This window comes from Candidatus Diapherotrites archaeon (assembly GCA_030688545.1).
GTDB lineage: Archaea > Iainarchaeota > Iainarchaeia > Iainarchaeales > VGJJ01 > VGJJ01.
This window is the reverse complement of sequence record JAUYHT010000006.1, coordinates 421,341-445,965: the sequence shown is the minus strand read 5'-3', so window position 1 is coordinate 445,965 and position 24,625 is coordinate 421,341. Positions and strand designations below refer to the sequence as shown.

The window sequence follows — 24,625 nt, the reverse complement described above, 5'->3', positions numbered from 1 at the left end:
CGTGGGCAGTTTCCACCGGAACAGGAATCGTAAATTATGGAGGAAGCACACTCAACCTGGTTAATACCCTCAAAACTTATTGCTTGAATTTTGATGGAAGCGGAGACTACGTGGCCATACCCGAGATTAGTGCCTATGATCTCGAAAAAACAGACTCATTTACCATTAACCTATGGGTCAACAAAACAAGTGGGGGCACCGGAAATAAGCGACTATTTTCGAAAGCAGGAGATACGGCCAGCGCCGGCTATCACGCGCTATGCAGTGCTGCAGGAAATACAGTTGCCCTCCAACTCTTCGATGGCACAAACACGGCCACCTCCCCGGTTGGCTCCGTAACCGATGCACAGTGGGACATGCTTACGTTTACGAATGATGGCCCCAATCGTATTATTCGAACCTATGTCAATGGAGTAGAAATTGGATCCGGATCATCGACGACCTCGATTACGGGAAGCATTCTCAACAACATTGCACTCGCCATTGCAACACGCGGAGATCTCACGGCTGGATTTGAATTCAATGGAAGAATCGCTAATGCAGCATTCTGGAATCGATTAGTTGGATCGGTTGAAGTCGCAGCCATATACAATAAGCCTACTCAAATTTCTACGACAAATCTTATTGGATGGTGGAAACTCAATATAGGAACAGGAACCCAAGCAAGTGATAGCAGTGCAAATGCAAATCACGGAAGCATCACAAACGCAATATGGGACAACACCTGGTTCTATCCTTGGCGCGGAACGCTCGGAGTATGGGGATACATCCTCAATGGAGGAAATGTAACAGACTTTGACGTTCGAATTGGATCATCCTCAACAAACTATTGCGAAAATCAAGCAAAACAATACGCATGGAAAGTGGCCGGACACGTTTCAGCATTTGCACTCGATAACGATCAACCCACCTATTTGCTGATCGATTTAGACGATATTGCATGGGCCACTAAAGCAATCAATTGGGCGAGCGTAAATTTCATTCAAAAAAGATGGGTCGTCTCCGGCGCGGATTCAATCACCTTCGATTACATGACCATCTCAGCGTATGACACTATCGCTGTTGCAGGACGTGGTTCACCACGACGGACAATTAAAACACTAAATGCAATTACGGGGGCAAGCGCATGACATACGAAATCGAACAAAAAACAAAAATTAGAGGTCACATTGAAGCATGGAAAAGATTTGCCAATGGAACGCGAATCAAGGTGGTCGATACGTACAATCTCATGACGAATAATGGGGCTGATTTACATCGCGACCTAATCGCCGGCCTGTCTTCCGCAAAAATTACCCACGCAGCATTAGGAAACAGCACAACGTCACCCACCTCTGGAGACACCACGCTGGGAGCCGAGATCATACGAAAAGCCGTAACCGTAGACGCAAGCATCGGTATTGGAAAAGTACGATTTGAATGGCCCATTCTCAAAACAGAAGGAAACACACCCGGAACATTCTCGGAAGTCGGATTACTCACCGCAGCAGTTTCAGGCATTTTGGTTACACGCGCCACTTTTTCAACGATTGACAAAGATAGCTCGGTCGAAATGGACTGGGCCTACACCATAGAGTACATCAGCGGATAAAATGGGAGGAAAAACGAATGACTACACCTGGACAACTACTCGCCGAAGCTAATAAGGGATTTATTTTAGCAGTGGCCGAACAGCGAAGAAAATCCATCGCAATAGAAAAAGCGCGGCTGGTACGAATGAAAAATAATGAGAAAGAAATTACTGTGCCTTGCGCGTACCCGTATTATGATTACAAGAACAGTGTGGGAATAGCCCAAAAGGTTCAAGTGGATTGTGAGATGGGAAAGGGAATTTGGTGCGAGTATTGTATCCACTTCAAACGACATCACGCGCAAAATAATCCAGGAAAAAAAGGATATGAAGCGGCACGCGAACGCAAGGATCGCATCATGCAAGAAACCGGACTTTCACCAATAGCTCGACGGAGAGGAGTAAAAATTGGACACGTTACTCCCGCCCAAATAGATGATCACATTGCACAGGCCCAAGAAGATGTAAAACGTATGGCGCAACGCGAAAAAAAAGAGCAGCGCATTGTGCGTAGGGAGTATTAAATATCGGTTACAGTTCGAGGTGACCGATTATGGCGGCCACTGAAGGACAGTATCCTAAGACCGATGGAGATCCGGGATTTGATTCCGAAGCAAACCGAAGTCTAAATTGTTGGGTAGAATTCGGCTGTCGAGTCGATCAAGGATCCAGTGCCTCGGACATGGTTGTCGACCTCAAAGCAGGGGTCGTAAACGTAGCCGGAGTACCGATTAGCTTTACGGCTACCACGCAAACGCTTGATACCGCCGATGCCACCAATCCGCGTTACGATGCGATTTATTTAATCGTGGACACGATCGCAGGAACGGTTACAAAAGGATACCTGGCCGGAACTCCTGCCGCTACTCCTATACGACCAACGATTCCGGCTTCCAGTGCTCCTACTATTCCACTGGCCTACATTCTTGTTCCAGCTAATGACACGGCGATTACCAATGATCAAATCCGAGACATTCGACCCATCATGGGGCGCGATGGATTTATCGGCGAAGTAAAAGTGTGGCTAAAATCCTATACCAACACTCCCGCACTAAAGTATGGTTTTCAAGAATTAAGTGGGGGAACCGTCAGCAATACGGACTCACCCTACAATGGACAAACACTTCCAGATTTGAATGGGGGAAATAAGTTTCTCCGCGGAAATAGCACTTCCGGCGGAACAGGTGGAAGCGATACCCAATCCATCAGCACGGGCACCACCTCATCTGTTCCCCATCAACCTGGATTTTCGTGTTGCACGAGTGGAATATCTGTTTTGAATAGTGCGTCGCTCTCGACAACGGACAACAAACCGCTATTCTACGATGTGGTTTTCGTTGGGAGAATAATCGACTAAAAAAAATAAATCTTGGAGGAAAAAAACTATGTCTGAAACGCTAACAATCGAAATCGAGTACACCGATGGAACAAACGAAACATTGACAGATATTCCCGCTGCCAACTTCAATTCCGGGTGCTCAGGATACCGCATATTCGACCATCCTGCACAAAAAAAAGATTATTACATTCACGCAGGAGCCGTAAAACGCATTACGGTCACTCGACAAAACGACCTAACCCCAGAAGAAAAAACGCAGAACCAATGGGTGATTGTGCCCGGAACGCCACTGCAGTAGGTGTAAAAAATGGACTATACCACTCAAAAAATCGAAAACCTTGTGGCCCACTATTTCGCTCACAAAAAAGAAATGACGACGTGGCTGGAGAAAACCGAAAACGCTATTCGAAACAAGCGTTACGCAGAGGCATTGAGGCATCAGGAACAGGTTTGGAACCATGTGCGGGGATTAAACCGCTGCATGGAACTCGTGAACGCGCTCGAATTGGGAAACATTGAGGCCGTAGCAACATTGCTAAAGCAGGAGTGCTAAAAGTGAGCTTGATAGAAAAATTGGATAGCGCTCGTGGAGCGGTTTGTCAAGTTCTTTGTGCTACAGAATTGGCGAAATTGAAGAATGCTCAACAAGAACTTCGCGATGCTCAAACGGACAACGCGATACAGTCCGAAGAGCTGTTAGAAACAAAAAAGAAAGTTACCAAAATTGCGAATGAAAAAGTGGAGGTTCAAAAGAAAACAGATGAATGGGTGCAGAAATATAATGCGCTCGTTACGCAGCAAATCGATGCGGAAGGGCAAGATGAAAATGCAAAATTCTGGAATGCAAAATATCCCAAAGCCAATATTTCCTATTCTTGTCGACCGCTTCCCAAGTTTGACAAGCTCATGAGCATTGATCCCCGGTTGTTGATCACTCCTGAGGACTGGCGCATAAAAGAAGAGGTAAAGAAAGAAGGATTCCAAACTGAAAAGGGAAACCATGACGAAATAATGCTGGAGATCTACAAGTGGGCAAAGAAAAAGAAGTATGGATACGCTTTCGACTGGAATCTTTACGGCCCTTCTTTTCCCGAGGTGTGGGAGTTTCCCTTTGAAATTAATGAACGCATCCGAATCAAAGAACAGAAAGCGGCGGACTGCGACAGCTGGGCCGTCTATCTAAAGACCTATTGGAATGCGGCTGGCATTCCGGATTGGAAGGGAAGAATTGCCATAGGAAATTGTAACCTGGGGGGACATGCCACACTTTATGGCTATGCGGATGAGACCGAAAAATTTCATCATTTCAATTCAACGTATGGAAGTGGATTCGAAAATGCTTCCAAAATTACAAAGTTACCCACTACAATTGATGCGAAAAATAAAACAGATGATTTTGGAATTTGGGGTGTGTGGTTCTCGTTCAATCAACGCAATGCGTGGAACAAATTCATTACCCCACAAGACGAATCAGACTTCCAGTCTTTTCTCGGATCAAAAGTAGTCATTGAACCAATCGGGGGGAACAACTAATGGAAACCGAATTACTATTTCGGATGGAAGACAAAATCGACAAACTAATCCAATCGGTATCAGAACTCAAAGTGGCTCATGCAAAGACTGCTGGACATGTGGATACGCTTCGTGAAGTAGCAGTGCGCGATCGGGACGAACAAAAGAGACACGTAACGGATGATGCGGAATGGCATGATGATTTCAATAAACGCATTCGAACTCTCGAAGCATGGGTGAATACGCAAAAAGGACAAATCGTAGTCATGGCCGCCATAGCATCAATCATTGTCAGTGCAGCCGTGAGCTACTTTCTATGACTATCACACTCTACAACACAGTGGAGAGGGGGAATCTTCTATGGAAGACCTAATCAGTATAATGCTGGCCGGACTTTTTGGTGGAGCTATTGCTGGATTCAGCGGTGCGGCCAAAAATGTTGGTCAAGGAGAAGTTTTCGACTGGCGAAAGTTTTTACCCGCAATGGTATGGGGTGCTTTCCTCGGACTAATTGCCGCGGGCGCAGGATTAAACACGAACGAGCTCGAAACAACGGGATTTTCATTCGTAGCCTATACGTTCCTAAACAACGTATACAAAGGCGCAAAAGCCTGGCTCGAAAGACGATAAAACTTCTTTGTTCGGATAGGCATTTTATGGCTTATCCGGCATTATTTTTTTTATTAAAGGTCGCGCAGTTCTTTCGCGAGCTTTCGATAGGCCCTATCTAAAATTTCATTTAATTCTGGTAGCGTTATTGCCATATTTTCGGCAGTGGTTGGGTAGTCGTTTCCTTCAAAAAAGGTGGATGTAATTGCTTCTGATTCTTCTGGTTGAAGTTTTGCGATTCCTTTTTCTACTTGTGTTTTTCGCTCTCTTTCTATGGCTTCCGACTGAGGTGTTTTGGTTGTTCCTGCGACTCTCTCCTCGGTGCGAAAATCATATGTTTGAATTAGCCCCCGACCCCTGAATTCCGCTAATAGGTCATTGTGTATGATATCCCAATGTCGCTGTAGTGCTACGCGTATAAGTTCAGTCTGGCGAGTGCGCCATTCCGGATCTTTCCAGAGTTTTCTCATTCGTTCTGACGCTTGTGCTTTGTGTCTCTTTTGGAATTCTGGGTCTTGATGGAGTTTTCTCATTCGTTCTGACTGTCTTCCAGAACTCTTCATATTCTTTTGTCGCCACTCGAAAAATGCGTCTCTGATCTGGCCCTCCGACTTGCCCTCGAACATCTTTGCGAGATTAGGTCTTCGTCCGGGGCCCTTTTCGAATAGGTATTGATACATTTCGAAGTAATCCCGGATGCCCCAGGATTTGGCGTAGGTGCGGAAGAAGTGTTCTAATACGAGCGCGCGGGACATTCCACGTTTATAGAGCACCGCTGCTCGCCCGACTGAAAACTTGTTAAATCGGTGGGTAGCGACCGCTTTGGGTTTCTGAGCAGGTTTTCCTTTAACCATATCCAAGACTCAATCTTTAGGTTATAAAGCATTGTGGCATCAAAAGGTGCCAAATTGCCTACAATGCTTGTTTGCTCTTTTCTGATTCGATTGTTTCCAGGTGGGCCTTGAGCAGTAGGTGATAGGCTTTCTCCATATTCTCCATTTTGCCTCGAATTTCTGATAGTTGATCTTTGTATTGGAGTCTTTCAGCTATCCCAAGGGGGCGCATGCACTTGTTGCAGACAAGTTGATTAAATGTGTTCTCCCCATATCCACATGTATCACATTTTTTGTATTCCAAAGCGGGTTTTTGGGCTCCTTCATCCATGATTTTTTTACCATTTTTCTTTCGGACTACATCGAATACTCCTTGCCCTGCCATGTGGATGTATCTGGCTGTTGACTTAGAGGTCATGGAGTGGCCGAGAATAATTTTGATTTGATATTCGCTGTATCCATCTTGCGCCAAGTGAGTCGCGAAACTATGGCGCCAGTGATGCGGGTTACATGGTTTTTGAATACCCGCGAGTGCGGTTGTTACTTTCAGCATTTTGCAAATAGATGCATATTCCATTCTTCTTCCATATTTTTGGTGTGATACACTGACAAATAATGGTGTTTCCCGAAAGTCTGGTTTGTTTCGATTTGGGTGGATGGCAAACCAATCATGCAAGAGTTTGACGGTGGAGTTAACGATAATAACGCGGCGTCTCCTGGTCTTTGATTCGGTAATACTAATGACTGCTTCGTCATCTTGGAACTCCACATCCTTCACGCTTAATAGGCCCAATTCACTAATGCGCGGCCCTGCCGAATATAGCGTCCCAATTAAGGCTTTCTTCATTGGATGGTCGGCTGTATCAATGACTTTCGCCACCTCTTCTTTTGTTAGAATCTCCTTCAGATATTCTTCCTTGTATTTTCGTCGGAATTTTATTTTTCGAACGATGTCTGGATATTCTTCGTTTTCTCCCAGCAGCCATTTGTAGAACTGTTTGGTGGATTGTATTCCCATCTCGCGCGTGGTGTCGTTGGACCACTTCTTTAGGATTTTAGACACAATTCCATCGGTTCCCTGAATGTCTTCTTTGGTGGCTTTGTCAAAATCCTTTCCTAACATTTCTCCCAGGAGGGCTACGAAACTTACCAGGCGGATGATTCGCGCGCTGCTATAATTTTCGCGTTCCAAATGGGAGAGCAGGTCTTTGAGGATCTGTTTGTTTCGGGGGTTCAATTGGAATGACTTTTGTCCCTCTCTTAGTTCCCCTGGGTACTCTTCTGGCCATATTCTTTCGCACAAGCGTTTGAGCATGCGTGGGTAGTCATGAAAGCTTTTTTCGGTTCGCATAGTAGTGCCTGCCTTTTCCAACATTCAAAAAGACATACGGCACTCTAACTGGCAGTTAGATGCAGCGACCGGGAATCGAACCCGGGCTACTACCTTGGCAAGGTCGCGTCTTACCATTAAACCATCCCACAATATTTTAGAGCCGTTTTCGGAAGAACCCTGCCTGCTTCAGCAGGCAGATGAATCCCGCCATTGATCTTTCGGCTTATTCCTTCTAATTCGTCGTTCCAACGGACGCGGGGCACTTCAGTGCCCCGTAATTCACAGCTTTTTTCTTCACGAGCCGGTGCCAACCAAGGGTTCCCGGGCAACTGGTTCAGGCCGGTGAGGGAATGTTATTCCTATTTGCTCTCGTCGATTTCTTTCAATATATATTCGATGAGGTTGTTGGTGATGTAGATGGTTGAGTCCGTTTTCAGTTTCCTCACGAATACCATTGTTTCTTTTTTGGTGAATACTTTTTCTCGGTATGCGCGTAATAGTATTCCGATTGTTCCGTGAGGTTGTAGATCCAATTTTTGGGCGACTGTTCGGGCGTCTAAATCATCGGTGAGAAGCAAGTCAATATTCTTTTCTTTGCATAGCGCTATCGCTGCGGATTCTCCCAAACCTAATTCATATTGGGTGCTGAGGATGCCTATCATGGATTTGTTTTTGACCGGGGGATGGGTGCAGGAAATGCCATCCAGGGATTTTACCTCGTCCAGAACTTCCAAGGGGACATTTAATTCAAAAATCGTGAGTGCCTTCAGTGCCCCGATTTCTTTCAAGTGAATGTAGGGCCCGGCATCCAACACGGCTATACGTTTTTTAGCCATGCAATCCCCAATTTACATCTTCTTTGATGGCCTGTTCCAGTTTTTCGGCGCGTAGTTTTTTCACCAAATCGCGAATCGCATCGCGCACTACCTCACTGCGGTTGGCATACCACCCTTCCTTAATCAATTCGTCTATTTCCCCGACTAACTTGCTTGTGACTTTGGCCGGAATCGTTTCCAAGACAATCACCTCAATAGTATTACCATGGTGATACTATTTATATCTTATTGGCCGTCATCCTTGCCGGGTGATGGGTTCCTGTTTACCCCGTTGGGTCTATCAAAGTGGTGACTGGTTAATTCCCCCATTGACACTATAAGTGCCTCCCCGAAACTAGACTCACAACACTTCCGAGAACAATTCTTCTTTGGGAAGCACTTCCACCCCTTCCGTGGTGATGCGGACAGGCCGCAGCTTATCCGTGATCTTGGTGTCGCGCATCTTCAAAATTCCTATACTTCGCACGAACCGGTTTTCCACGCGGGTGTGGTACAACAATATGACCCCATCCGCCACGTACTCCTCCAACCCATACAATCCCGCGTGGAGGGTGCTGTTTTCATTGGTGATGAGGGAGGTGATATTCAGCTTCTTGAGCATTTTTCCCAAGGACAGGATGCGTTTGCGCGCATCCAATTCCTTCTCGAAATACAAGTGGAAGATAACTCCTGGGTCGATGACCAGGCGCTTGGCCTCATGTTTGGTTACCAAATCCTCAATGCTGTCCTTCAGCTTATCAAAATCGTACAATTCCACGGTCTGAAAAATGATCTTCCCGCTCTTGATTAATGGTTTGAAATCCCATCCAAATATCCCCGCGGTCTCCAAGAGCTCCTCCGGTTTCTCCTCCAGGGAAATAAACACCCCCACCTCCCCATGCTTGATGGCGCCATGGTAAAGATATTGCAGGCAGAAAATGGTTTTTCCCGAGCCCGGGTCCCCAGTCAACACGACGAGATTCCCCTTGGGAATGCCCCCCTGGATTAACTCGTCCAATCCCATCACTTCCGTGGGGGTGCGCTCCACTATACTTAATGCGACCATTCTCCCCAAGAGGATTCGCCCGTTTAAAAGCGGGCGGGTGCCGCCCGAGGAAACCAAATCCTTTCTATCAAGTCTTTTATCCCATCGCCTTGTTTACCCGGCTTCCCTCCTCTCCTACTCTTCTACTATATTGTAATATTTGTAGGCCCAAATGCCCCATCCAAAAGACGCATTTTGTTCATCCGTACTATCCAAATCGGTCGGAATCCGGCAGAAACCGAACAATCGCCAACGTTTATCCTGCCGAGCGTGCCCGGAAGACGCCAAGGTTTATATAAGACGAATTGGTGTGACCTCCAGCCAATTGCCTTTCTTTGCAAAGGAGGAGAGCAACAACATGAAATTCAGAATAAACCAAAAAGGACAATCGGCGCTCGAATACCTGATGACCTACGGCTGGGCCCTGGTCGTCATCGTAATCGCGGTCGCCGCGCTCGTGGTCCTAATAAACCCGAGCACCATTCAAGGAAACCAGTGTGACTCCCGGTTTGGGCAGTTCACGGTTTCCCAGAGTAATATAACTGCAGATACGACCGATTTTGTGTTAGTGAATCAGACCGGTCAAGGGGTTACATTGCAGACACTCGACATCACTGGTAGACATGGTGGTGGCACGACCTATGCTCAAACAGCTCAATTGATATTAGGCATAGGGCCCGGTTCACTAGCGCCGAATGAGTCGAAGATTGTAACCCTCGATCAGGATCCTAATTTGGCTTCTGGTTCTTACGACCTGGTATATTCTTTTACGTATGACGCTGGCCAATTAACAGGATTGGCAGCTGGCGGCGGTTGCCGCGGAACCATCTAATAGCATAACTTTCTTGGGCACCACCCGGTGCCCCACTCCTCCTTTTTTGGGGGGAGTGCCCATCCTTTTTTTATTACGCAATCCCGCTCTTGCTCGTATGGCCCTCGACGACTCTCCATCTCCCGGGAAAGGGGTTTCTGTTTTCATTCGCGGAGACGCATCCAAACCGTCCGCGCCGGACCCTGCTGCTCCTACTATTTCTCCCGCTCCGACAAAGCCTTTTCCCACTTCGACTAATTCTTCTCCCACCCCATCAAAGTCGGTGCCAACCGAATCCCCTTCTACCACTCAATCTAATTCCGATTCGTCATCCCCCCGCGCGCTGGATGACGCCCAACTCAATGAGATGCTGAGGCCGGGCAAGGAGTTTGAGGCTAAGCTCCAAACGATCCTTGAATCGCTGCCCCTGGGGAGTGCTAATCTCCTGCTCGTGGATGTGAAAGACTATTCCCGTATTCCCCATGCCCTCATCACCTATTTCCAATCCCAAAAAATCCCCGGGGTCTACGTCACGGTGAACAAGCCTTTCATGGACATCGCCAAGCAGATAACCCCCCTCCCGAGTAATGTGATGTTCATCGACGTCATTACCCCCCTCACGGGGAAGGAAGTGGAGAACACCGCGCAAGTAACCTATTTGGATTCTCCTTTAGCTTTGGTGGAGATGAACATGGCTATCTCCGAAAAAATGAAAGGGGTGGTGGCCAACCAACGCTTCCTCATCCTGGACTCGGTTTCCACCTTGCTCGTCTACAATTCTCCCCAATCCGTGGAAAAATTCTGCCACACCGTCATCGCCAAGAACCGGAGCGACAACACGATTGGGTTGTTTATCCTCATCCAAACGGATGAAGGACATTCAGTTACTGAAACCCTATCCCAATTCGTCGATCGCGTGATCACGGTGACATAAATGGGGATTCTTCAAAAACAATTTCCCACCCCCACTCCATGGTGATGAAGGAAGTGGCCTCCTGCCAGGCCCGCCGCCGCACCACCCCGGATTTATCCAAAGCTTCCCGAGCCTCCTCCAATTCTCCTTTAATACGATCCTTATCCCTCTCGAGTTGGGCCATCCGCACCATTAATTTTTGTTTCCTCCGGTGGATGGGGTGGGAATGCAATTCTTTGGCGTTCCCCTGCAAGGCCACCTCCAGTTCATTGGCCAACCAGAAATAATCCGTGAATACTTTTTCCTCCAGGGCGCCTAATATTATTTCCCGCGCCGCCTCCTCGTCACTTGAATTCTCTTTCTCTTCCAATGCGTCCACCGCCAATCTCAATACCATTACCAATCCCGCGCCATGCACGTCCCGCGCCCGCGCATTTTGGGGGTGGGCGAGGTATAATTGCAACAACCTCAATTGGGCGTTCTCCATTGCGGCGAATGAAGGAGTATCAGCATACAATTTCTCCAAAACCGGGGCCACCTTTTCCCACACGTGCATCCATTGGGATTCCAACCCCTGCTTCCGACGCAAAAGAGAATCACGCGACTCCCGCAAACGAAAATACGTATCATACCCTTTCCCCCCCGAAAGGGCGGCCTCCTCATCTTCCACCTCATTCTGCCCGCGCAACGTATTCCTTAACTCCCGCTCCAAACCATACACGCGACGGGAGGCTTCCTCATCACGCTCAACGGACTCTCGCCAGCGGGACAATAACCCCAATCCTTTCTGCGCGGGATGCTTGGATAGATTCTGCACCGCCACCCGGCGCATATCCAGCAAGGCCTCCTCCAATTCCCCCCACCAATGTGAGGATGAATTTTCGTTTGCCCCTGGTCGCATCGCGGGCCCTACTTGCGTCTCGAAATAGGGATGGGCTTCCACCGCGTACGCCAACAATGCCTCCTCACTCCGGGGGGGAGTCAAACGTTCCAGCCATTGGGCCCCCTTTTCATCCATTGTGGGAATCATCCGACTGAGGGTATGTTTCACCTCGGCGGCCCGCATGGCCACTATTTCCGCGGTTCTCGTCCGATCCACCCCCAAAATGGCTTCCAACCGCCGGGCGGCCTCTTCCGGGGTGCAAGATACGGTTTGTTTTCCCCCCACTAGCCAATCCCCGAATGAACCAGGCATATCAGAAATAGATATTTTTCCAGGACTTAAAGGAACGGGGCGCGCCGCACAATTACATTTATAAAGGACTTATGCGTGGCAGGTCACGTCGAGGCCATGTTATGCGATCCGTATCCATTATTTCACTCCTCCTATTGGGTTTCATCCTCTTTGGAACAATTGCCTCGGCCAACGTGGTCACCACCACAATGACCTGGTTTGTGGCCACGGCCAAATCCATCTCTGTCACTTATGGGTCGCCCTGCACCTCGGCCGCATTCTTCTTTGTGGAAGCCAACGCCCAGCACGATCCAGATGCGGATGGGAATGCGGCCCGCGTCGTGCCCTCAAGCACCCGAGCGGCGGATGCTAATTGCCAGTCCTCCTCCCAGGCTGCGATGTCGGTTTCCAACACGGGGACCGGCGCCCTGAATGTGGACGCCAATTTCGCCTCCGCGCTCGCGGGGGCGGACGTGAACCTCGTACTCAAGGTTTGGCAGGGTAGCACGGGCTGCGGCACGGCCGGATTAGGGGGATGGGAGAAGGACTGCAGCGTTTCAAGTACGACGGTGGCTCCCGGCACCACCACCTGCAAGAATTTCAATTCCTCCAATTGGACGGCCGGATCCAGAGTGATCACTGCTTTGGATCCATTCGCGAGCACCCAGTTGTGCTATTCCGGGGACTTCAACAGCTTTGTCTCCTCCGGCGACCACAACGCCTCCCAACAACTGGGAAGCGACTTCAGCTGATGCCCCCCAAGAGGAAGGGTTTATTAATTTCAGTCCCATACTCCGAATAACAAGGAAAAACCCATTATGGCCCCCAAACCATCCGCCACCAAAAAGAAACCGTCCTCCAATCCCTGGGTGTTGGGCGTCGCTATCCTTGCGGTACTGGGCATCGGCCTCTACCTCGTCTCTTCCACCTCCCTGTTCACCGGTCTCGTAACCGGGGCTGCGGAACCTATTTCTCCCGATATCGAATCCGGGACGAATAATGTGCCCCCTGCCTCCTCATTCGCCTCTCCTAATTCAGTTATCGGCCCGCGCGTGGACCCCGCTACCCTGTCGAAGGCGCGCTACCTGAAGGAAGTGTTCAAGGTGGACCGCGACAAATATGATATTTATGAGAAGGCGGCCGCGAATATGGGGCTAACTTTGGAAGAAACCAAACAATTCTTCCTGGACTGCTGCGACCTCGCCTCCGAGGAACAGATTTTCTCCCAATTGCCCCCCGTTCCTTATGATTTTCCCGAAGTGGCTTATGATTTGCAAGTTGGGAATATTTTTCAGTTAGGGAATTTGGGGCACGCGTATTACAGTCAACCTGAATTCCATTTTCAAGGGACTGAACTCGCGGTGGTGAACCAATACTATGCCTTCATCGGGTGGATCAACCCATCGCTCAATTACTGGGGGGACTCCGCTCTCAGGACGTATCCCGACACGCAGCACGATACTATTTCCCATAGCGGCCGCCGCACCTTCTCCGCAATTGTTTTCGCCACGAATGGGTGGAACATCCAGAACTATGTAGGAGTACAATTCGTACCCAATGGCGACGCTGCCCAGTATTTCGATATCACCATCCGCGAGGAGAAGACCGGGCAACCCTACTTCCTATTAGGACCCACTTTTCCTGTTTTTGACAAGGACTGGGCGACGCGTGTTACTATTGAAGGCACGGTGAAAGACGACACCCCACCCGGAGTGTATGTCGTGGGGATCAACCCCACGGCCCCCCCTCGTGAATTGAGCACGAAATGGTCCAATGAGCACAAAGGGTTGTATGCCACGATGGGATACTTCCGCCCAGCGGACAACTACGTCACCCTCAACATCACGGTGTCCGATTAAGGGACCGGCTTTTTTAGAATAAACTTTTCAGAAACCTTTTTAGTAAAAAGTTTGATCAAAAGAAACTTTTTAGAAAAAAGTTTCATCAAAAAACGAATTTTTTTAATTTTTTTAGAAAAAAGGCTTGATTAAAAAAACGAACATTTTTTGGAAATAAATCCGATTAAAAACGGGCCCTTTTTGGAGAGATACTGCCCGCTCTGGGGCGAGCCAAATGGGTGGGATTGACTACCCTTCCCACGCCCAAGGGGGAAACCATTAATTAACGCCAACCCGCTCCGCTACGCATGCATGTGAGATTGACCCATCTCCTCCTCCTGATCCTCTTGGGATTAATGCTTCCCCTCTCCGTGAGCGGGGCCGCGACGGGAGTCACGTGGATTCCCAACCTGGAAACGGGATACATTGTCACCCTCTCTTACCCCTTGTGTCCTTCCGCCACCGGAAACACCCTCATCACCGCCTCGGTAGAAGGTATCCAATTCGGCCACCCCGTTTCAGACGCCAATGTCTTCGCCGCCATCCTAAAACCCGACGCCTCCAGCGTGGATGTGAACTTCACCAATAACGGGGACAGCACCTACACCCATTCATTCAATTTTGATCTCAATGGGGAATACTTTCTCCAAGTCACCGCGTACCAGGGTCTATCGGGCGCCAAAGGGGACATCAATGGCTACGTCTATTTGGGTGCCCTCTCCTGGACCACCGCATTCCTCAACAATGGCTTCGACCTCAACATTGGGGAGCTAGGTACCATCCGCAACACCATCACCAATGCGGATGGAAATGCGGTCTATGACATCAACGCCAACACCACCACCTACTACCCGGATGGAACCATCGCGGATGCCAATGCGAGCATGTCCCAATTACCTAATGGGGAGTTTGTCAAAACCTTTTTCGGCCCCTCTCCGGCGGGGGAATATACCGTGGCCTCCCTTTTCACGTGCGGCAACCGTTTCGTCTGGGACAATACGGGGACATTCACGGTGCTGGCATCTCCTTCGGGGGGCGGGGGGGGAAGTAGTGGGGGCGGTAGCGGGGGGAGCAGCGGTGGAGGCGGTGGGGGTGGCACTGGAGGTGGTGGGGGAGCGAGTGTGGCCAAACGCGCACAAATCCTGGAGGTTTTTTTCCAACCCGAACTCGCCAAAGGCGCTCCTTCCGGGATGTACGCCCGCGTGCAGAACCTCACCACGCTTTTCACGGATTACCTGCTCCGGTATACCATCACAACCCCCTCTTCCTATGTGATTACCGGGGAAAAACCCATTTCCGACCTGTCACCCTTCCAATCCACCCTCTTCCTCGTCGACCCAGCCTTTACCCCCATCGAATTTGGGATGCATCACCTGCGCATGGAGCTCCGCTCCGCGAGCGGGGTCGTGCTGTATGATACCTATGACTTGAACATGGACGTGCGGGGCGAGCACGCGCTGACATTCACCATTTCCGCCCCCTCGGAAAAGAGCGCCCTGGGCCTCAGCTACCCCTTCACGGTCAACCTTTTCAATAGTGGGGATTTTCAGGAGGATAACGTGCGGGTGGATTGGTATGTGGTGGATGCGCAACAATTGGAATATGGTCGCTCGGCCACGACGCTATCCCTTTCCGCAGGGGAAACCCGTGCCCTGGAATATGCCCCCTTCATCCCCCTCCATGCGGGAGTGGGGATCCATACGGTATACGTGAATGTGTACGCTTACAATACCATTCAATCTAAAACGGTGCATTTTGGGGTGACAACACCCAACGAATATTATGCTCAACTTCTGGCGGACTTGGAATGGCGCGCGGACCAATTGGAAAAAACCATTGATGATATGCAGCGCCGGGGATTCGACATCGCGGACGCGCGGACACAACTATTGGCTATCCAATCGGATCTCGCCCAGGCCAAAGGAAAATTGCTGGCTGGGGATTTTGAAACATTGGGGCCTTTGCTCATCGACATCTCCACCCGACTCTCCCGATTGGGAGCATTGCTCGCCACCCTCGAACAGCAATCCCCTCTCCTTTCCCGGGAGGGACTTACTATGCTCCTCATATTAGGGGTTATTCTGCTCCTCGCCCTGCTCATCTGGTTCCGACACCATTATACCCACCAGGCCTCCGCCCTTCCAAATCCTCTCCCCAAAATTCCCTTCATCGCCCCCTATCTGAAAGTAAACCGGTGCTATATTCCCCCTCAGGAACGCCCCAAACGGGGTAATGTTTTAATAGGCCGAATTCTTGGCCTTATCGAGAGGGAAACCCCAGCATGGTAACGACTGAAATGGTGATGGCCGTCGGCCTATTCATAGTCCAGCTGATCGTAGCTGTCTATCTCATCCGGTATTCCAACCAACAGCTCATGGGCAGCATCTCCCATCTCCGGGATAAGAATTTGGAGCTCATGAAACTCAATGCCCGTCTCACCAAAACAGTTATCATGAATGAAAAGTCCTTGCGCGGGGAAATCGAATCCATCAAACACGTTCGAAAAGGGAGCGAGTCGACCGAGGTGCGGCAAACCGCCCCCATCCGGAAGTGACTTGTTATGGCCATCGGAACGCTATTCGTCTCGGTGGGATTATTCCTCATGTCCTTGATTGTGGCAGTATACTTGATTCGCTATTCCAACCAACAAATAACCCGCTGTCTGCATGGATTGCAGGACAAGCATAACGAGCTCGTGGATTTGAACACGCATCTCGCGCGTCAGATATTGGAAACCGACAAGCGACTGCGGCAATCGTTACACCAGGTCAAGCACGCCAAATAAAACCAGATCGCTTCCATTTTAATTATGGGCCAATCCGAACGCGATGCCATCCTCCGCACTTTTAAGGAACAAAATATCCCATTCGAGCATTTCACTCACGAGCCGGTGTACACCTCCCAGCAGGCCATGGCCGCGCGGAAAGGAGAATTGCACAATGGGGTGAAAGCCATGGTTCTTGAAACCGAGCGGGGGGTGGTTTTGGCATTGCTGGCCGCGGACCTAAAGATGGATTTGAAACGGTTCGGGGAAATTTTGGAATTCAAGAAGGTGAAATTGGCCTCCAAGGAAATCGTATTGGAAAAAACGGGGTGCGAGCCCGGGGCCGTTCCTCCTTTTTGGTTTTCCACTCCTTTACCCATCTACCTCGACGAAAGTGTGTTCGACCACGAGTGGGCGGAGTTCAACATCGGATTGCTCACGGAAAGCGTGCGCATCCGAACGGCAGATTTGAGGAAAATATTGCCCCAGCGGCTATTGAATTTCGCATCTATCCCCCAAAAATAGGAGAATTAATAGGGGCCCATACTAAATTCCTGTTATGCATCAGCTCGTCATCGGGATTACAACGCATCGTGAACCAGAATTCATTGGGCAGACTATTGCATCGGTGTGGAATGCTGATTTGGTTGGAGTAGAAAAAAGGATTATTGTTTGTGCCAATGATTCAAATTCAAAAAAGCTGAAAGAAAATGTTGAAGCCATTCGTTTAGCTATTCATCGACTTAATATTCCGAAGGAAAATATTGTTATTATACAGCGATCCATTTCGAATCGACCAGAGGCACTAAATGCAATTTTAACTCATGCATGGACGTCGAAATCGGTTGCCTTAGCACTCATTACAGGAGATGTTACTATTTCCACTTATGCCCTCGCCAGGCTGTATAACGAATTAAAGACGAATATTAGATTGGAGGGGGTGGGTGCCTCTATACACGCATCGCGAAATAGGAAGCTATCTGAAAATTTAGCCGATATACCCCATCAAGTGGCCGGATTTCGCTATTTGGACGGAAAGTGTTTGATGATGCGCGGATCAGCCGTGCCTAAAATTGGCCACATCCCATCTACTATTCTAAACGATGATTTGTTTATTTCATTACGATTAGGTATTGAAAATGTTCGTCGAATTCCAAGTGCTCGAGTTGTTTATCACCCTCCTGCTTCAATCCGGGAAACGTGGAAACAAGCGGTTCGCCAATGGAAAGGGGTTCTTCAATTACGTAAAATGTTTGGTCGAAAAAGAGTAAATGCATTCGTGAATCCGAGTGTGTTACGAGCATTCCAAAGAGGAATTTCAGCCTATTCTAGCTTAAGCTCAAAACAAAGAATGGCATTATGGGCAGCCCCTGTTTTTTACTCAGCAGTGAAAGCCCGCTCATATTTGGGCAGAAAAGGTGGAGGAACATGGAAAATGCAGAAAAGTACAAAAAGGGGCACACGATGAAAGTGCATGGGACTCGGGAAAGCTAAACTATTGGGCAGCTATGCCCTTCAATCAGCCCTGTTTTACGTGAAGAGGAAGACAGCTTCAATCCCCCCGCGCATCGATACCATTGTAGTGGATATTGATTACACTCTATTGGATGTTCTAACTCCTTATCGGGCGCTCGAAAAAATCCTTGGCCCCGAAGGGGCACGGCAGGCTTACGCTGAACAGAAAGCGCGCGTCAAATCTGGGAAAGCCAATTTTGCCGATGTCAAACATTGGGGGCATGAACTTCAGAAGAGCCATGGATGGACGGCACGAGATTGGAAGGAAATAGTTGATCGTGCCTACGGAGAAGGTATATTCAACTGGGGGGTGATTGGCGCCCTTCAACAGATCAAGAGGGAAAATCCAGGCGTGAAAATCGTCCTTACCACCGGAACGTCCGACATTTTAGGGAAACGATTAGCTGCCCACCTTCGTGGGCGGTTCGGATTGAGAGTGGATGCCGTTGTCGGATCGAAACAAACGTTCGATCGCGGGGCTCGCGCTGGGAAAGTGAGTGGATTGGAATATTTCGTGGGCGAAACGCACACATCTATTCCGGCCGTCGAAAAAATCCCGGCCATCAAATCGCATTTCGGGCGAAAGGGCTGGTCATTCAATCCCAAAACAACCATGGCCATCAGCGATGCCGACCCGCAGTTGCTCCGGAAGTGTGGGATAGGTGTTTTAGTCAAGGTAGGCCGTGGCGAAGATCCGGCTTCTTTTATTTCACAGAAATTTAAGCTCCGGGATGTGGAATATGTCCGCGGGCAATCCCCTCAGTTTCTAGTGGATTTGGCTCTCCATCCTCGCGGAAAGAATACCCAAAAAAAATCTGTCCGTCCCCCATCACGCTTTAGGAGGATCATTCCCCGATGGCCTCATCGCCGCCGCTAGGCCTCCATTTATAAGCCCTTTCCCGGGGCTTTAGGTTAGAAACAGGCGATTTTTTCGCCGATGAACCCGCGAGGGTGAGGTGGTTGAGCATGAGTACTGTATTTGACGTCCCCAAGGCCCTGCAGGAACAGCAGGGGGAATTCCTATCCGAACTCCGGAAAAAGAATGGGAAGCTTCGCATCGGGGTCAATGAAGTCACCAAGGCCATCGAGCGCGACCAGGCAAAGTTGGTGGTGATTGCCCAGGATGTCAATCCAAAAGAGTTGACGATGCATCTGCCCTTGCTCTGCAAGGAGAAAAAAATCCCCTATTCCTTCATGGGATCCAAGAAGGAGCTGGGAGAAAAATCAGGGTTGGGAGTAGGGACGGCTGCCGTTGCGGTGGTGGAACCCGGGGATGCGCAGAATGAACTAGAAACCCTTGCTAAAAAACTGATGGAATTGGCCAAATAGGTGATGGTTTATGAGTGAAATGGGAACCCCCGCGGAAGTCGTGGAAATAGTCAAACGCACGGGCGTGCATGGCGAGATAACTCAAGTCCTATGCAAGATTTTGGACGGCCCCGAAAAAGGGCGCGTAAAACGAAGAAATGTGAAAGGCAACCTCAAGAAAGGGGACGTGTTGGTATTGTTGAATACGGAGCGCGAGGCCAAGGAGATCCGCGCGCGGTGAAGGAAGGGAAAGGGGATGGATTGCACTTTCTGCGGGAACAAAATTGCCAAGGGAACCGGCCTCTTATTCGTGAAGAAAACCGGCCAAGTGTTCAGCTTCTGCTCTCGGAAGTGCGAGACCAACATGATTAAACTAAAACGCCAGCCCCGGAAAACCCGGTGGACCAAAGAATTCGCCAAGACCAAAGCCGCCAACATTGCCCAACGACAGCACGAAAAGGCCAAGAAGAAAGAAGAAGTGTCGAGTTGATTCTGTGTTGGAACGATCCCTCATTTTGTTAAAACCCGATACCGTTCAACGCGGGCTCATGGGACGTATACTATGCCGGTTCGAGGATGTGGGATTGAAGATAGTAGGGTGCAAAATGGTGTGGGTGGACAAGGACCACGCCGCCGCCCATTACGCAGACGTGGCACAGCGCCGCGGGGAAAAGGTGTTCGACCAGAACGTGCGCTTTCTCACGGAGGGACCGGTATTGGCAATCGTGGTGGAAGGTATTCATGCCATCGACCAAGTGAGGAAAATGATCGGGCCCACCGAACCCAAATCCGCTCTCCCTGGAACCATCCGAGGAGACTTCACGCACCAAAGTTTCGCGTACGCAGACGTCCACGATCAGGTCATTCGCAACCTCGTGCACGCCTCCTCCTCCCAGGAAGACGCCCAGCGCGAAATTCCCCTATGGTTCACCCCGGAAGAGGTGCACACGTATACTAGTGTCCACGACCGACATGTGTTGGGGAAATAGGGCAACCTACTTTCTTTTATCCCCCAATTGAATGGCTATCCATTGATTGGGGGGTAGTTTACTATATCTTTTCACGTTTGCGAAAAATTATTTGCCAAGCGTTATTTAGGAATGGAAATACCACGCGTAATTCTTCCATTGTAGGTATCTTTCCATGCTTAATATAGTAGTTTTTGGCAAAGGTGTAAACGTTAGCGGCCTCTTTATCAGTTATTAATTCTTTTCTACGATATCTTCCTACGCGAACATACATTGTGTCTAATCTTCGTTTATCATTCACTGTCAATTCTGAATATTGATAAGGCCTTTTTACTATTATTCCACCAAGAAAAGGGCTAATTCTTGGCATATTATTTCTTTTCATCTAACCCGAACGTTTTTATTGATTAATAACCTTGCCCTGGGATGCACCTGCGCATTAAGAAACTCCACCCCGACGCCATCCTACCCAAGTATGCCATCCCCGGAGACGCGGGGATGGACCTGTATGCGAATGACGAATACGTTATCCAACCCGGGGAACGAATGGCTGTTTCCACGGGCATTGCCTTGGCTCTCCCTCCAGGTCACGTGGGGCTGATTTGGGACAAATCGGGGCCCCCGTTGAAGAACGGGCTTCACGTCATGGGGGGAGTTTTGGACGAAACCTACCGGGGGGAAATAAAGATCGTGGTGATCAATCATGGAAAGGAACCCATTACCCTCGAAAAGGGCCAAAAAGTCGCCCAACTTCTCATCCAACCCATCGCCCACCCGGAGATTGAAGAAGTCACCCAATTGGATACTACCATCCGAGGGGACAAGGGATTCGGGAGCACGGGCCTAAAATGAGCATGGTTTTTATGTCTCTTTCGACGTAAGGAAGGGTGGGGGGAAACGCATGTTAATGGGCATCACCGGATTTTATGCCGCGGGGAAGGATACGCTCGCCGAGTTTCTTGAACGAAAAGGGTTTGTCCGCCGTTCCCTCTCTGATGAATTGCGCAAGGAATCGAATGTCTTGGGAATTCCCATCACGCGGGAGGGTCTGATTACCCTCGGAACTGATCTGCGCCAGAAAGAGGGAAACGCTGTCCTCGCCAAACGGGCGCTGGCCGACATCGATCCGGGTGGAAACTATTCCTTTGCGTCCATCCGCAATCCGGCCGAAGTGGAGGAGCTCAAAAAAAATAAGGATTTTTATCTCATCTTCGTGGACGCCGATATTCAGGCGCGTTTTGAGAGGGCTCGCCTACGTAACCGGGAAAACGATCCACAAAATTTCGATGATTTCAAGCAGATGGAAGAGCGGGAATATACTAACCCCGACAGCGCCGGGCAACAATTACTGGCGGTAAAGGAAATGGCCGATTTCGTGGTGCTCAATAATGGGACATTTGAGGACTTCTATCAGGAAATTTCATCCTTCCTAGACAAGCTAAATTATTTCCATCGCCGCCCCTCCTGGGACGAGTATTTCATGGAGATGACTAGGGTCGTGGCCAAACGCGCGACCTGTGACCGGGGGCGAAGCGGTTGCGTGATCGTGAGGGGGAAACATATCCTCACAACAGGTTACGTGGGATCCCCTCCCGGGATGAAACACTGCGATGAAGTGGGGCACCAGATGAAGAAGGTGGTCCATGAGGATGGGAGGGAGAGCTGGCATTGCGTCCGCACCCTGCATGCCGAACAGAATGCCATTCTTCAGGCGGCCCGACAAGGTATCTCCCTCCAGGATACCACCCTCTATTGCAAAATGACCCCCTGCCGAACGTGCGCCATGCTCATCATCGGAGTGGGCATTACCCGTGTTTTAAGCCAAGGCAAATACCATGACGGGGCGGAAAGCGAGACGATGCTCGCCAGCGCTGGAATAAAATTAGAATATATTGAGGATACCCTCCAACGCTATCGCCAGCAGTAGGCCATTTTTTAAGCCCTTGGGAAGGGAAGTTCCTCGTGCCGCCGGATCCCGGGAACTTTTGAGACGAATTTCATCAAAAGCTTCCTCTGGCTGCGTCAAATTTGGTGATGAGGGAAATAGCATGGAAGAATACAAATATACCACGTTGCGCACACCCATTGTCGCGGTCTTGGGTCACGTGGACAGTGGAAAAACAACGTTTTTGGACAAGGTCCGCTCAACGAATGTCGCGGCGAAAGAAGCGGGGTTTATCACCCAGCACATTGGGGCCACGGAAATACCCCTTTCCACGATTCAAAATATCGCGGGTCCCCTCATCCAAAAATTCGGATTCAAGCTATCCATCCCGGGATTGCTCTTCATCGATACCCCCGGTCATGAAGCCTTTGCCAACCTCCGCGAAAGGGGGAGCAGCATCGCGGATTTGGGGGTGTTGCTCGTGGATGTGAATAAGGGATTGCAACCCCAAACTAGGGAAGCCATCTCCATCCTCCGCGCCTACAAAGTGCCGTTTGTGGTGGGGTTGAACAAACTGGACCTCCTTGAAGGGTATGACAGCGCCCCCGGTTCATTCCTCGAGAACCACGCCCGCCAGCTTCCTGCGGTACAGAAGCGGTTGGACGAGCGCCTCTATACTCTTGTGGGGGAATTGCATGGGATGGGTTTCGCCAGTGAACGATTTGACCGGGTGGAAGATACCACGAAAGAAATTGCCATCGTCCCCATCTGCAACCCCACGGGGGAAGGCATCCCTGAGATGCTGGTGTTCCTCGCGGGAATATCCCAAAAATTTTTGGAAACCAAACTGCGGGTCGTCTCCAATTCCCCGGGGAAAGGGACGTGTCTCGAGGTGCGCGAGGAAAAAGGAATGGGCACGACATTGGATGTCATCCTCTACGATGGCCACATCAAGGTGGGGGATGCCTTTGTAGTGGCGGGAAGGGATGGGGTTATTCAATCCAAAGTGCGCGCCCTGTTGCGACCCAATATTCTCACGGATATCCGTATGGCGGAAACATTCATTTCGGTGAAGGAAATATATGCGGCCGCCGGAGTCAAGATTTCAGCCCCCGACCTGGACAACGCCTTAGCCGGATCGCCTTTCCTGGTGGTGCATACGGGAAATGAAGCCCAGCACATCACGCAGGAAGTGAACCGAATCAAAATAGAGAACGACCACCTGGGGGTTATCCTCAAAACGGATACGCTTGGGAGTCTCGAAGCCCTAGTGAAACTCCTCCAAACCCATTCTATTCGTATCAAACGGGCGGATGTGGGCCAGGTGACCCGCCGGGATGTCATGGAGGCTGCGGCCATCCGGGCGAAAGACCCCTATTTGGGGGTTATCTTTGCTTTCAACACCTCCGTGCATGACGCCGCCCGCGGGGACGCGGAAAAAGAACAAGTGAAACTATTTGAGAGCACCATCATCTATTCCCTGACGGAAGACTACCTGGCCTGGGTGGAGACGCAGAAGAGCCAGTCAAATATTCGTCTAATGCAACAGGTCATTTTCCCCTGTAAACTCCAAGTCCTACCCGGATTTGTTTTTCGTCAATCTAAACCCGCCGTAGTGGGGGTGCGCATCCTGAATGGGCGCCTGAAGAAGGGGACGGAACTCCTTAATGCGCGCGGGGAAAAAGTGGGGAGGGTCGTAGGCATCCAATCCGAGAAGGATGAAATCGAAATCGCGGAGACCGGGAAGGATGTCGCCATCTCCATCGACCAAGGGGTTATTGGGAAGAATGTGAATCCGCATGACGTATTCTATTCATATATTGCTCCAGCCATGCACGCGATACTCATGAAACTGGGAGATAAAATAACTCCGGAAGAGAAAGAATTGCTCAAGGACATTCACCGTTTACGCGTATCAGAAACACCACCCGAGGAGGGATACGAATGAATATCGTGGTCTCAGACCCGCAGGCACGGAAAGCCTACACCAAGAAATTGGAGCAAACCCCCTTCGTGGGGAAAAAGATAGGGGATGAAGTGGATTTATCCCCCATCGGTCTCGACGGATATAAAGGGCTCATTACCGGGGGCTCGGACAAGACAGGCACCCCCATGATTAGCCGATTTCCTGGGACTGGAAGAAAAAAATTATTGATATTTCCGGGAGTGGGATTTCGGAAAGGCGAGAAAGGCGAACGGCGCAAACGTCCATTGCGCGGCAACACCATCGCGGAGGATATCCACCAGGTCAACATCAAGGTGACCCAATCCGGTTCACCTTCATTGGACGAATTGTGGGGCAAGAAAGAGGAAAAAACGGAGGCGAAGGAATAGCTTAAATCCTGTTCCCCACCCTCTTCCAAATATGCCTCGCAAAAAGAAAGAAATATCCG

General features: G+C 49.7%; 34 protein-coding genes and 1 pseudogene. 28 read left to right on the top strand and 7 right to left on the bottom strand.

Going from position 1 to position 24,625, the window contains the following annotated elements; genetic code table 11:
• The 9 genes from Q8P05_05405 to Q8P05_05365 form a co-directional block, all read left to right on the top strand.
• A partial coding sequence (locus tag Q8P05_05405; protein MDP2666905.1) for a LamG-like jellyroll fold domain-containing protein occupies positions 1-1,130 on the top strand: 1,130 nt, incomplete at its 5' end.
• The gene (locus Q8P05_05400; protein MDP2666904.1) at positions 1,127-1,591 is read left to right on the top strand and encodes a hypothetical protein; all 465 of its coding nucleotides are present in this window, start codon (positions 1,127-1,129) and stop codon (positions 1,589-1,591) included. The genes Q8P05_05405 and Q8P05_05400, both read left to right, overlap by 4 nt.
• Positions 1,592-1,608: 17 nt before the next feature.
• Positions 1,609-2,094 carry a hypothetical protein gene (locus Q8P05_05395; protein MDP2666903.1) on the top strand — a complete coding sequence of 162 codons (486 nt, stop codon included), beginning with the start codon at positions 1,609-1,611 and terminating at the stop codon, positions 2,092-2,094.
• 29 nt (positions 2,095-2,123) lie between these two features.
• Positions 2,124-2,927, top strand: coding sequence for a hypothetical protein (locus tag Q8P05_05390; GenBank protein MDP2666902.1), 804 nt, complete (start codon positions 2,124-2,126; stop codon positions 2,925-2,927).
• Between the two features lie 28 nt (positions 2,928-2,955).
• On the top strand, positions 2,956-3,207 hold the full coding sequence (locus Q8P05_05385) for a hypothetical protein (protein MDP2666901.1): 252 nt from the start codon (positions 2,956-2,958) through the stop codon (positions 3,205-3,207).
• Positions 3,208-3,216: 9 nt separating this feature from the next.
• On the top strand, positions 3,217-3,462 hold the full coding sequence (locus Q8P05_05380) for a hypothetical protein (GenBank protein MDP2666900.1): 246 nt from the start codon (positions 3,217-3,219) through the stop codon (positions 3,460-3,462).
• Between the two features lie 2 nt (positions 3,463-3,464).
• Positions 3,465-4,442: a hypothetical protein gene (locus Q8P05_05375; protein ID MDP2666899.1), complete on the top strand. Its 978-nt coding sequence runs from the start codon at positions 3,465-3,467 to the stop codon at positions 4,440-4,442.
• Positions 4,442-4,741 (top strand): hypothetical protein, encoded by a 300-nt coding sequence (locus Q8P05_05370; protein ID MDP2666898.1) that lies wholly within the window; start codon positions 4,442-4,444, stop codon positions 4,739-4,741. Before Q8P05_05375 ends, Q8P05_05370 begins: the two co-directional genes overlap by 1 nt.
• A 40-nt stretch (positions 4,742-4,781) precedes the next feature.
• Positions 4,782-5,051 carry a hypothetical protein gene (locus Q8P05_05365; GenBank protein ID MDP2666897.1) on the top strand — a complete coding sequence of 90 codons (270 nt, stop codon included), beginning with the start codon at positions 4,782-4,784 and terminating at the stop codon, positions 5,049-5,051.
• Positions 5,052-5,104: 53 nt separating this feature from the next.
• On the opposite strand, the gene Q8P05_05360 is transcribed toward Q8P05_05365, so the two are convergent.
• The 5 genes from Q8P05_05360 to gvpD all read right to left on the bottom strand — a co-directional run bounded on the left by Q8P05_05360 (position 5,105) and on the right by gvpD (position 9,077).
• Positions 5,105-5,884, bottom strand: a complete 780-nt coding sequence (locus Q8P05_05360) for a hypothetical protein (GenBank protein ID MDP2666896.1) — start codon at positions 5,882-5,884, stop codon at positions 5,105-5,107.
• A gap of 58 nt (positions 5,885-5,942) precedes the next feature.
• Positions 5,943-7,214, bottom strand: coding sequence for a tyrosine-type recombinase/integrase (locus Q8P05_05355; GenBank protein MDP2666895.1), 1,272 nt, complete (start codon positions 7,212-7,214; stop codon positions 5,943-5,945).
• A 341-nt stretch (positions 7,215-7,555) separates the two neighbouring features.
• Complete coding sequence (locus Q8P05_05350) at positions 7,556-8,032, bottom strand: hypothetical protein (protein MDP2666894.1); 477 nt, start codon at positions 8,030-8,032, stop codon at positions 7,556-7,558.
• Complete coding sequence (locus Q8P05_05345; protein ID MDP2666893.1) at positions 8,025-8,222, bottom strand: ribbon-helix-helix domain-containing protein; 198 nt, start codon at positions 8,220-8,222, stop codon at positions 8,025-8,027. The genes Q8P05_05350 and Q8P05_05345 overlap by 8 nt, the downstream gene beginning before the upstream one ends.
• A gap of 150 nt (positions 8,223-8,372) precedes the next feature.
• Complete coding sequence (gvpD, locus tag Q8P05_05340) at positions 8,373-9,077, bottom strand: gas vesicle protein GvpD (GenBank protein MDP2666892.1); 705 nt, start codon at positions 9,075-9,077, stop codon at positions 8,373-8,375.
• 289 nt (positions 9,078-9,366) lie between these two features.
• Here gvpD and Q8P05_05335 point away from each other — a divergent pair, with 289 nt between their 5' ends.
• Together Q8P05_05335 and Q8P05_05330 are read left to right on the top strand one after the other, a co-directional pair.
• A complete protein-coding gene (locus Q8P05_05335) occupies positions 9,367-9,888 on the top strand; it encodes a hypothetical protein (GenBank protein MDP2666891.1) in 522 nt (173 codons plus the stop codon).
• A gap of 97 nt (positions 9,889-9,985) precedes the next feature.
• The gene (locus Q8P05_05330; GenBank protein MDP2666890.1) at positions 9,986-10,801 is read left to right on the top strand and encodes a hypothetical protein; all 816 of its coding nucleotides are present in this window, start codon (positions 9,986-9,988) and stop codon (positions 10,799-10,801) included.
• Here the strand turns inward: Q8P05_05330 and Q8P05_05325 are convergent.
• On the bottom strand, positions 10,788-11,975 hold the full coding sequence (locus Q8P05_05325; protein MDP2666889.1) for a hypothetical protein: 1,188 nt from the start codon (positions 11,973-11,975) through the stop codon (positions 10,788-10,790). The genes Q8P05_05330 and Q8P05_05325 overlap by 14 nt on opposite strands.
• A 101-nt stretch (positions 11,976-12,076) precedes the next feature.
• On the opposite strand from Q8P05_05325, the gene Q8P05_05320 reads away from it, so the two are divergent.
• From Q8P05_05320 to Q8P05_05265, 12 genes are all read left to right on the top strand, one after another.
• Positions 12,077-12,706, top strand: coding sequence for a hypothetical protein (locus Q8P05_05320; protein ID MDP2666888.1), 630 nt, complete (start codon positions 12,077-12,079; stop codon positions 12,704-12,706).
• Between the two features lie 66 nt (positions 12,707-12,772).
• A complete protein-coding gene (locus Q8P05_05315) occupies positions 12,773-13,813 on the top strand; it encodes a hypothetical protein (GenBank protein MDP2666887.1) in 1,041 nt (346 codons plus the stop codon).
• Between the two features lie 287 nt (positions 13,814-14,100).
• Entirely contained in the window at positions 14,101-16,080 is a 1,980-nt protein-coding gene (locus Q8P05_05310; GenBank protein ID MDP2666886.1) for a FixH family protein, read from the top strand.
• Positions 16,074-16,346 carry a hypothetical protein gene (locus Q8P05_05305; GenBank protein MDP2666885.1) on the top strand — a complete coding sequence of 91 codons (273 nt, stop codon included), beginning with the start codon at positions 16,074-16,076 and terminating at the stop codon, positions 16,344-16,346. Before Q8P05_05310 ends, Q8P05_05305 begins: the two co-directional genes overlap by 7 nt.
• A gap of 6 nt (positions 16,347-16,352) precedes the next feature.
• The gene (locus tag Q8P05_05300) at positions 16,353-16,577 is read left to right on the top strand and encodes a hypothetical protein (protein MDP2666884.1); all 225 of its coding nucleotides are present in this window, start codon (positions 16,353-16,355) and stop codon (positions 16,575-16,577) included.
• A gap of 24 nt (positions 16,578-16,601) precedes the next feature.
• Entirely contained in the window at positions 16,602-17,081 is a 480-nt protein-coding gene (locus Q8P05_05295; protein ID MDP2666883.1) for a YbaK/EbsC family protein, read from the top strand.
• Between the two features lie 34 nt (positions 17,082-17,115).
• A complete protein-coding gene (locus Q8P05_05290; GenBank protein ID MDP2666882.1) occupies positions 17,116-18,024 on the top strand; it encodes a glycosyltransferase family 2 protein in 909 nt (302 codons plus the stop codon).
• A gap of 6 nt (positions 18,025-18,030) precedes the next feature.
• A complete protein-coding gene (locus Q8P05_05285) occupies positions 18,031-18,948 on the top strand; it encodes a hypothetical protein (GenBank protein ID MDP2666881.1) in 918 nt (305 codons plus the stop codon).
• Positions 18,949-19,037: 89 nt separating this feature from the next.
• Positions 19,038-19,400, top strand: a complete 363-nt coding sequence (locus Q8P05_05280) for a ribosomal L7Ae/L30e/S12e/Gadd45 family protein (protein MDP2666880.1) — start codon at positions 19,038-19,040, stop codon at positions 19,398-19,400.
• Positions 19,401-19,410: 10 nt separating this feature from the next.
• Positions 19,411-19,620 carry a 30S ribosomal protein S28e gene (locus Q8P05_05275; protein MDP2666879.1) on the top strand — a complete coding sequence of 70 codons (210 nt, stop codon included), beginning with the start codon at positions 19,411-19,413 and terminating at the stop codon, positions 19,618-19,620.
• A gap of 15 nt (positions 19,621-19,635) precedes the next feature.
• Positions 19,636-19,869: a 50S ribosomal protein L24e gene (locus Q8P05_05270; GenBank protein ID MDP2666878.1), complete on the top strand. Its 234-nt coding sequence runs from the start codon at positions 19,636-19,638 to the stop codon at positions 19,867-19,869.
• A gap of 4 nt (positions 19,870-19,873) precedes the next feature.
• Positions 19,874-20,368 carry a nucleoside-diphosphate kinase gene (locus tag Q8P05_05265; protein ID MDP2666877.1) on the top strand — a complete coding sequence of 165 codons (495 nt, stop codon included), beginning with the start codon at positions 19,874-19,876 and terminating at the stop codon, positions 20,366-20,368.
• A 61-nt stretch (positions 20,369-20,429) separates the two neighbouring features.
• Here Q8P05_05265 and Q8P05_05260 read toward each other — a convergent pair whose 3' ends face one another.
• On the bottom strand, positions 20,430-20,732 hold the full coding sequence (locus Q8P05_05260; protein MDP2666876.1) for a hypothetical protein: 303 nt from the start codon (positions 20,730-20,732) through the stop codon (positions 20,430-20,432).
• 41 nt (positions 20,733-20,773) lie between these two features.
• On the opposite strand from Q8P05_05260, the gene dut reads away from it, so the two are divergent.
• The 5 genes and pseudogenes from dut to Q8P05_05235 all read left to right on the top strand — a co-directional run bounded on the left by dut (position 20,774) and on the right by Q8P05_05235 (position 24,566).
• The gene (dut, locus tag Q8P05_05255; GenBank protein MDP2666875.1) at positions 20,774-21,199 is read left to right on the top strand and encodes a dUTP diphosphatase; all 426 of its coding nucleotides are present in this window, start codon (positions 20,774-20,776) and stop codon (positions 21,197-21,199) included.
• Positions 21,200-21,254: 55 nt separating this feature from the next.
• Positions 21,255-21,629 (top strand): annotated as a pseudogene (locus Q8P05_05250) (AAA family ATPase).
• A gap of 135 nt (positions 21,630-21,764) precedes the next feature.
• Positions 21,765-22,274: a cytidine/deoxycytidylate deaminase family protein gene (locus Q8P05_05245; GenBank protein MDP2666874.1), complete on the top strand. Its 510-nt coding sequence runs from the start codon at positions 21,765-21,767 to the stop codon at positions 22,272-22,274.
• Positions 22,275-22,395: 121 nt separating this feature from the next.
• Complete coding sequence (infB, locus tag Q8P05_05240) at positions 22,396-24,180, top strand: translation initiation factor IF-2 (GenBank protein ID MDP2666873.1); 1,785 nt, start codon at positions 22,396-22,398, stop codon at positions 24,178-24,180.
• The gene (locus Q8P05_05235; GenBank protein ID MDP2666872.1) at positions 24,177-24,566 is read left to right on the top strand and encodes a S6e family ribosomal protein; all 390 of its coding nucleotides are present in this window, start codon (positions 24,177-24,179) and stop codon (positions 24,564-24,566) included. The genes infB and Q8P05_05235 overlap by 4 nt, the downstream gene beginning before the upstream one ends.
• Positions 24,567-24,625 lie beyond the last annotated feature (59 nt).